The 6,587-nt window shown below is 55.8% G+C and carries 5 protein-coding genes; all 5 read left to right on the forward strand.

What is annotated here, in order from left to right; translation table 11 throughout:
* Nucleotides 1-263 precede the first annotated feature (263 nt).
* From OKC31_RS21150 to OKC31_RS21170, 5 genes are read left to right on the forward strand one after another with little or no spacing between them, the layout of a single operon-like run.
* Nucleotides 264-1,250, forward strand: a complete 987-nt coding sequence (locus tag OKC31_RS21150; protein ID WP_144714582.1) for a helix-turn-helix transcriptional regulator — start codon at nucleotides 264-266, stop codon at nucleotides 1,248-1,250.
* A gap of 54 nt (nucleotides 1,251-1,304) precedes the next feature.
* Nucleotides 1,305-4,007, forward strand: a complete 2,703-nt coding sequence (gene cas3, locus OKC31_RS21155; RefSeq protein WP_270657672.1) for a CRISPR-associated helicase Cas3' — start codon at nucleotides 1,305-1,307, stop codon at nucleotides 4,005-4,007.
* A gap of 14 nt (nucleotides 4,008-4,021) precedes the next feature.
* Complete coding sequence (gene casA / locus OKC31_RS21160) at nucleotides 4,022-5,551, forward strand: type I-E CRISPR-associated protein Cse1/CasA (protein ID WP_270657674.1); 1,530 nt, start codon at nucleotides 4,022-4,024, stop codon at nucleotides 5,549-5,551.
* Entirely contained in the window at nucleotides 5,544-6,095 is a 552-nt protein-coding gene (gene casB, locus OKC31_RS21165) for a type I-E CRISPR-associated protein Cse2/CasB (RefSeq protein WP_270657676.1), read from the forward strand. The genes casA and casB overlap by 8 nt, the downstream gene beginning before the upstream one ends.
* 19 nt (nucleotides 6,096-6,114) lie before the next feature.
* Nucleotides 6,115-6,516: a type I-E CRISPR-associated protein Cas7/Cse4/CasC gene (locus tag OKC31_RS21170; protein ID WP_270657693.1), complete on the forward strand. Its 402-nt coding sequence runs from the start codon at nucleotides 6,115-6,117 to the stop codon at nucleotides 6,514-6,516.
* Nucleotides 6,517-6,587 lie beyond the last annotated feature (71 nt).

The raw sequence follows: 6,587 nt of genomic DNA on the forward strand, positions 1-6,587 counted from the left end.
AGAGCAGCAAGAACGGGTCGAGGTCGAGAAGGCCGCCGCATATGCGGTATGGAAGGAGCGCAACGGTCACTTGGCCAGCGCCGAAAGCGAAGCGAACCAACATCAAGGTGAACTGGGTCGCTACTTCCTCGAACAAGTAGCGAAATACAAGAAACTAAGATAACGCTCGGTCTTTAAAGGTCGCGTATATGTGAGACTCGATAGGGTTTTTCCATTCCTTAAGTGGTAGCTTAGTCGTTATTAACCAATAACCTAACAGAAGAATGGAACAACTTAACCGAGCCCTTGCCTTACACCAGTTACTATTGGACTTCCGTTACCCTGTTCCACGCTCCGTCATACTCGAACGACTTGCGTGCTCAGCTAGCACTTTCAAACGGCTGCTGGAATTGCTGCGAGACCGTTATCAGGCGCCAATAATCTGGGACCCGACCGCTCGTGGTTATCGTTACGATACCGATGATGGTCGGTTTACCTTGCCGGGCGTCTGGCTTACCGAATCGGAAGCCTTTGCGCTCTTGATGGCCAATCGCCTGCTGCAGGATGTGCAACCGGGTCTGCAGCAGCAGGGGGTGGCTCAGTTGCAGGCACGTATCGGAGATTTACTGGGTCCCCAGTGGCAGAATGAAGCTGATCGCCTGCGTGTGGAAAGCATCGGGCGCCAATACGTGCCCCCAGAGCTATTCCTACCTCTGGTACAAGCGCTGTTTTCCAGGCGTCAACTCCACTTTCTCTATCATCCCACACAACATCAGTCCGAAGAGCGTCAAGTATCGCCACAGCGTCTCTGCTGGTATCGGGACAACTGGTATCTGCTTGCCTGGTGCCATGGACGAGAGGCCTTGCGCCTCTTTGCCTTGAGTCGAATAGTCGAACCCAAAGCGCTGGATGAAGCCGCCTGCGAATGTGGGACACCAGAGCTGGATGCACTCTTTGCAAATGGCTATGGCATCTTCGCCGGAGCTGATTTGCAACAGGCCGAACTGCGCTTTGACCCATCTGCTACCCCTTGGGTCAGAGATGTGCAGTGGCACCGGGAGCAGCTCCAAACCATAGAGCCAAGCGGTCATATTCGTCTCACTTTCCCCTATGCCGATCAACGCGAACTGGTACGCGACCTGATGCGCTTTAGTGGCGAGGTTGAGGTGCTTGCGCCACTTGAACTACGTCAGAGTGTGATAGCGGCCATGGAAGCCGGATTAAAAAAACACGAGGCAGTGGCACCACTGGCTCAGCCGGTGAGCCAGTGAGAGGGGAATAATGACAGTCGAGAGTCACACTTGAGTGCCGGAGGCGACCCCGCAATGGATGGAGTAAATGAGCCTGTTCTGTTTTCAAACCTAGACCCACAGGCTGCGGTTCTCTGGGCCAAGAGTGGCGAGGATCAAGGCCACCCTTTGCTGGCTCACATGCTAGATGTCGCGGCGGTAGCAGAAGCTATCCTCGAGCTTGAACCCGCCACTACCCATCAACACCTGGCCAGTCAATTTGGTATGTCGGTTGAGGGGGCTCCCCGTTGGCTGGCGACGCTTTCTGGTTTGCATGATGTGGGCAAGGCCATCCCGGGATTCCAAGCAAAATGGGAGCAAGGGCAGGCACTTGCCAAGGCTCAAGGACTGACCTTTGCCAGTACATCGCTGCACAGTAATCGCCATGACTGTGCCTCGACCGCCATTTTGAAGAAATGGCTACCGGTACACACAGGTGCCGAGACCCCTTGGTGCCTGAATGTGGCTGAGGCGGTTGGAGCTCATCACGGTTACCCGTTGACCACAAAGGAGGTTGGGGATGGCTTGCCGCTGCGTGAAGATAAGGCATGGCAGCAAGCCCGGCAGGCATTGCTCGATACCTACTGGAAGGTGCTGACCCCATCAGGAGTGATTACCGCTGACGAACTGGCGCTACCTGCCATCAATTGGCTGGCAGGGCTGACTTCTATTTCCGACTGGATCGGCTCTAACCCCGAGTGGTTTCCCCTCGGTATTCGTCACGACGATCTCAGGCAACACTACCTCCATGCCAAAAGACTGGCTCATGAGGCGCTGACGGCGATCGGCTGGCGTTCCTTTTCACCTTTGCTCGCAGAACCCGTCCCACTTGATAGGCAACTTGGCCAAATGTTGGCTGCCGATAAGCCTGTCATACCACGAGCCCTGCAGAGCCAGGGTATAGAGCTGTTACAAGCGAGCCAAGGGCCCGCTTTGCTGCTGGTGGAGGCCCCCATGGGGGAGGGCAAGACAGAGCTCGCCTTTATGGCGCATCTGCACTTGCAGCGTACGAATGGCCATCGCGGCTTCTATCTGGCCTTGCCAACCCAGGCCACCGGCAATGCACTGTTTGCCCGTGCTCGCCAGTTTATGGATGCTTTTGCACACGGTTCGGCGCCCGATCTGCAACTGATCCACGGTGGCGCCGCTCGTCACGAGATGATGGCAGCGCTCAAGGACGTGTGGGGTGAAGATGGCAAGCAGAGTGAGGGAGTAGAAGCCGCCCGCTGGTTCTCCCGTCGCAAGCGACCGCTGATCGCTCCTTATGGAGTGGGCACCATCGATCAGGCGCTCTTCTCTGTGCTGAATGTCAAACATCACTTCGTGCGGCTCTGGGGGCTGGCCAATCGAGTGGTGGTGCTCGATGAAGTTCATGCCTACGACACCTATACCGAAGGGCTGATTGAAGCGCTGCTGCGCTGGCTAAAAGGCCTGGGCTGCTCAGTTATCCTGATGAGTGCCACCCTGCCAACCAAGCGTCGTGATGGTTTGCTCAAGGCATGGCGGGTTGACCCTGCCGTGCTGCCAGAGCTTGCCTATCCGCGGTTGGTGCTTGCCGATGACAGGGGCCTCGACTGGGATGACCAGATAGAAAGCCGAATGATGGAGCCCGTCCGGTTGGCCGGATGCGGTACTACACCCGAGGAGTTGCTCTGCGTAGCACTTGAGGCCCTGACCCACGGCGGTTGCGGCGCCATCATCGTCAATACGGTCGAGCGGGCGCAGCAGCTCTATAGCCTGCTCAAGGCCAAGGCGCCGGAAGATCTCACCCTGCAGATTTTTCATGCCCGTTTCCCGTCCGATGAACGGGCACAGCGAGAAGCTGCCGTGCTCTCCACCTTTGGTAAAGAGGGGAAACGCCCGGCCCGGGCCCTGTTGGTGGCAACCCAAGTTGTCGAGCAATCTTTGGACATTGATTTTGACTTTTTAATCAGCGATCTCGCCCCGGTCGATCTGCTCTTGCAGCGGGTGGGGCGCTTGCATCGCCATCAGCGCCCCCATCGCCCCGAGCCCCATCGTCAGCCGATGTTGACGGTAGCCGGACTCTTACCCGGTGAATTACCCGATTTGGCGACCACCCGTTGGCGCTTTGTCTACGATCCCTACCTGCTCGCCATGACCTGGGTGCGGCTCCTTGGCGAAACCAGCTTGCAACTGCCCCAGGATATCGATCGGCTGGTTCAGGCCGTCTATGGCGATGGGGAGTTGCCCGATTCGGTGAGTGAGGCGCTACGCCAATATATCGAGGAATACAGCTACGCCACTTATCTGGCTGCAGAGCAACTCCAGCGGCAGCTGGCCCGCAATATTGTTATCAGGGCCGATGCAGACCCGGGTACTGCCTATTCGAACAAGCCCAGAGGTTACGAAGAGGGGGAGGGCGAGGACAAAGGCTTAATTAACTGCACCCGGCTGGGCAAACCCAGCGTCACCGTGATCCCGCTCTTTGTCTCTGACAAGGGGGTGGCCTTGACGCCTGATGCTGAGCCCTTCGCGCTCGATGCAACTCTTTCAACTGAACTGGCCTGCCAGCTCTGCGCCCGCCAGCTCAGCCTCTCCAATCAGGCCCTGGTTAAGGCCATCAAGCAGCAACCCGACGTGCAAGCCTTTGCTCAGAGCCCGCTGCTTCGCTACAGCTACCCGCTGTTGCTCGATAGCGACGGCAGGGCGCAACTGGATGGCAGCCTGGTGGTTTGGCTCGATGGGGAGTTGGGGCTTATCTACCAGAACAGGGAATAACCAAAGGAGTGACAATGACAATGCGTTTTAATCTGCTCGACGAGCCCTGGCTGCCGGTCAGGATGCTAAGCGGCGAGGTCAGGGAGCTGGGCCTGCTAGCCCTCTTTGAGCAGGCGCCGCATATAGTGGCCCTGGCCGAGACGGCGCCGCCATCCTTAATGGCCCAATATCGCCTGCTGCTTGCCATCACTCACAGAGCCCTGAGCGCACAGACGCCTAACTGGGGTCAGCGGGACTTGCGTCACTGGTTTAGCCATGTGCTGCCCACCGAGACCATCATCGCCTACCTGGAAAAGTGGCGCGATCGTTTCTGGCTGTTTCACCCCGAGCATCCCTTTATGCAGGTGGCTGAATTAGCCACTGCGTCTGAGACGATTGATAAGTTTAAGCCGTGGACGCAAATAGATCTGGCGAGTGTCAGCGGTAATGCCCCCGTTGTGTTTAACCACTCTTTGGACACAGCGCCTGTTACCATTTCCCCGTCTCATGCTATTCGGACTTTGCTCGGCTTTTTGCAGTGTACACCTGGTGGATTGATTCAGGTGTTGCGAGTTTCAGACAAAATGGGCCCACTAACTGATACTGCGGCGGCTTTACCACTGGGGGATTCCCTGGCGCAGACCCTTATCCTGGGCCTGCATCCGGCTTCGCCTGACCATGAAGACTTGCCGAGCTGGGAGCGGCCAGCGCTCACCGTCGCCGATCTCAAGGCTGCGCCCCTACTCGCCTCTGGGCCCAATGATCGCTATACCCGTCAGACCCGGGCTGTGCTGTTTCAACGAGAAGATGATGGCGCTATCCGCTGGCTGCGCTTTGCCGCCGGGCAGGGGTTGGAAGAGGACCCCCATGCACCTGATCCTATGGCAAGTTTTCGTGAAGGTAGCCAGAAACCAGTTTGCCTTACGTTTATTGAAGGAAAAGCCCTCTGGCGCGATCTGCCTGCCCTGCTGCCCGATGGGGGCTCGCGCCCGGCAGCCATCATTGAGAATGCCACCCGCTTAAACGAATCGCTGGGTAAAGTGCATCTTCGTCTGTTGGTAGCAGGTCTTGCCAGCGATCAGGCCAAGTTGCTGCGTTGGCGAGTCGAGCAACTAGAGTTGCCGCAGGCTCTGCTGGATCAACCCGAGGTGACCCGAGCGGCCCGCCTGATGTTGGAGATGGCCGAGACTCTGTTTGCGTCGTTTAAAGGAGCCGCAGTGCAGCTGATTGCGGATACCCTGCCAGACAGTCAGCAGAAAGATTCCCGCAGCAGGGCTCGCACCCTGTTTGATGCTGGCCCCGCTACACCGCTCTTCTTTGCCCGCGCCGAGCGCGCCCTGATGGCGACCCTAGCTCTTATCGAACAAGACCCCGATGCCGCGGAGAGGCAATGGCAGCAAGTGCTGAAAGAGGCCGCTATTGCTGCTTGGGAAGCACAACTGACCTGCTTGGGAGGAGGAGCCAGCGTATGGCGTGCCAATGCCAAGGCTGAACCTCGTTTTCGGAGTGTTATCAAAAAGCAATTGCCAGCAACGCTCAAAGTACAGGAGGCGTTTAATGAGTAATGCCAATCAGAACTTTATAAAGCATTTGACCAAGATGATGGGGCTGGACCTACCGGAAAATCAGCGACAAGGACATCATAAAATTGCCCAAGCAGAGTTGAAACGTAGCCTTGGATTTGGCCCTGGTTATTACAAAGTTGCCAAGTATGTTGACCCCTTTGTGTTGGCCAATGAGCTTGCTGAAGATGCTCGATGCCGAGCGCTCTATCTCGTGGCTGGATTATTGGCCCTATCTCCCAAGCTCGAGTCCATTTCACTAGCAACAGCGATGGGGCGGTTGGCGTTGAAATTAAAGCCGAGTAATTCGATAGAAAATCGTTTTGTGGCGCTGATCGAGCGTAATGGTGAGAGCATAGACGACCCTCTGCGCCAAGTTATTACGTTGTTGAAAGCCCACGATTTTGGATTTGACTATGTGCTACTGCTAAATGATTTAACCACATGGCTTAACCAATCTCCGAAAAGCGTGGATCAGCTTGATCGCCTACGCCGCCGCTGGGCCAGTGATTTCTACCGTGCAGCTACCCCCACTTCAAACGACTAAATCTTCAAGGAGAGAAAGTATGACCCTGTTTGTTGAACTGCATCTTATCCAGAACTTCGCCCCTTCCAATCTGAACCGTGATGATACCGGAGCACCCAAGGATGCAATCTTCGGTGGCCAGCGTCGAGCCAGACTTAGCAGCCAATGCCAGAAAAAATCGGTGCGGGATTTGTTCAAAACTTCGAATCTCGTTGAAGCTGAACATCTGGGTACGAGAACCCGACACTTGGATCGTCTCGTGAAGGAAGAGCTTGAAAAAATCGGGGTAACAACAACCTCCACATTCAACGAGATCGTCAAGCAAGCGCTGAAAAAGAAGAAAGGTAAAGAAGAAAAAGAGACTGATAGAGAAGATGAAGCTTCGCCTGAAGCAACGCTCTCTTATCTGCTTTATATTTCAATGCCTGAAGTGAATGGGTAATCCCCCCGAAAAACTGAGGTGCTCATAAGTAGAATTTTCTCGTATCTTGAACGCAGGAGGTTCTACATGAA

Origin of the sequence: Aeromonas sp. Y293-4, assembly GCF_027705905.1 — a bacterium.
Lineage (GTDB): Bacteria > Pseudomonadota > Gammaproteobacteria > Enterobacterales > Aeromonadaceae > Aeromonas > Aeromonas veronii.

Coding starts and splice junctions, on each gene's coding strand:
- casB (WP_270657676.1), top strand. CDS start 5,544: ATGAGTAATGCCAATCAGAACTTTATAAAGCATTTGACCAAGATGATG.
- OKC31_RS21150 (WP_144714582.1), top strand. CDS start 264: ATGGAACAACTTAACCGAGCCCTTGCCTTACACCAGTTACTATTGGAC.
- cas3 (WP_270657672.1), top strand. CDS start 1,305: ATGGATGGAGTAAATGAGCCTGTTCTGTTTTCAAACCTAGACCCACAG.
- casA (WP_270657674.1), top strand. CDS start 4,022: ATGACAATGCGTTTTAATCTGCTCGACGAGCCCTGGCTGCCGGTCAGG.
- OKC31_RS21170 (WP_270657693.1), top strand. CDS start 6,115: ATGACCCTGTTTGTTGAACTGCATCTTATCCAGAACTTCGCCCCTTCC.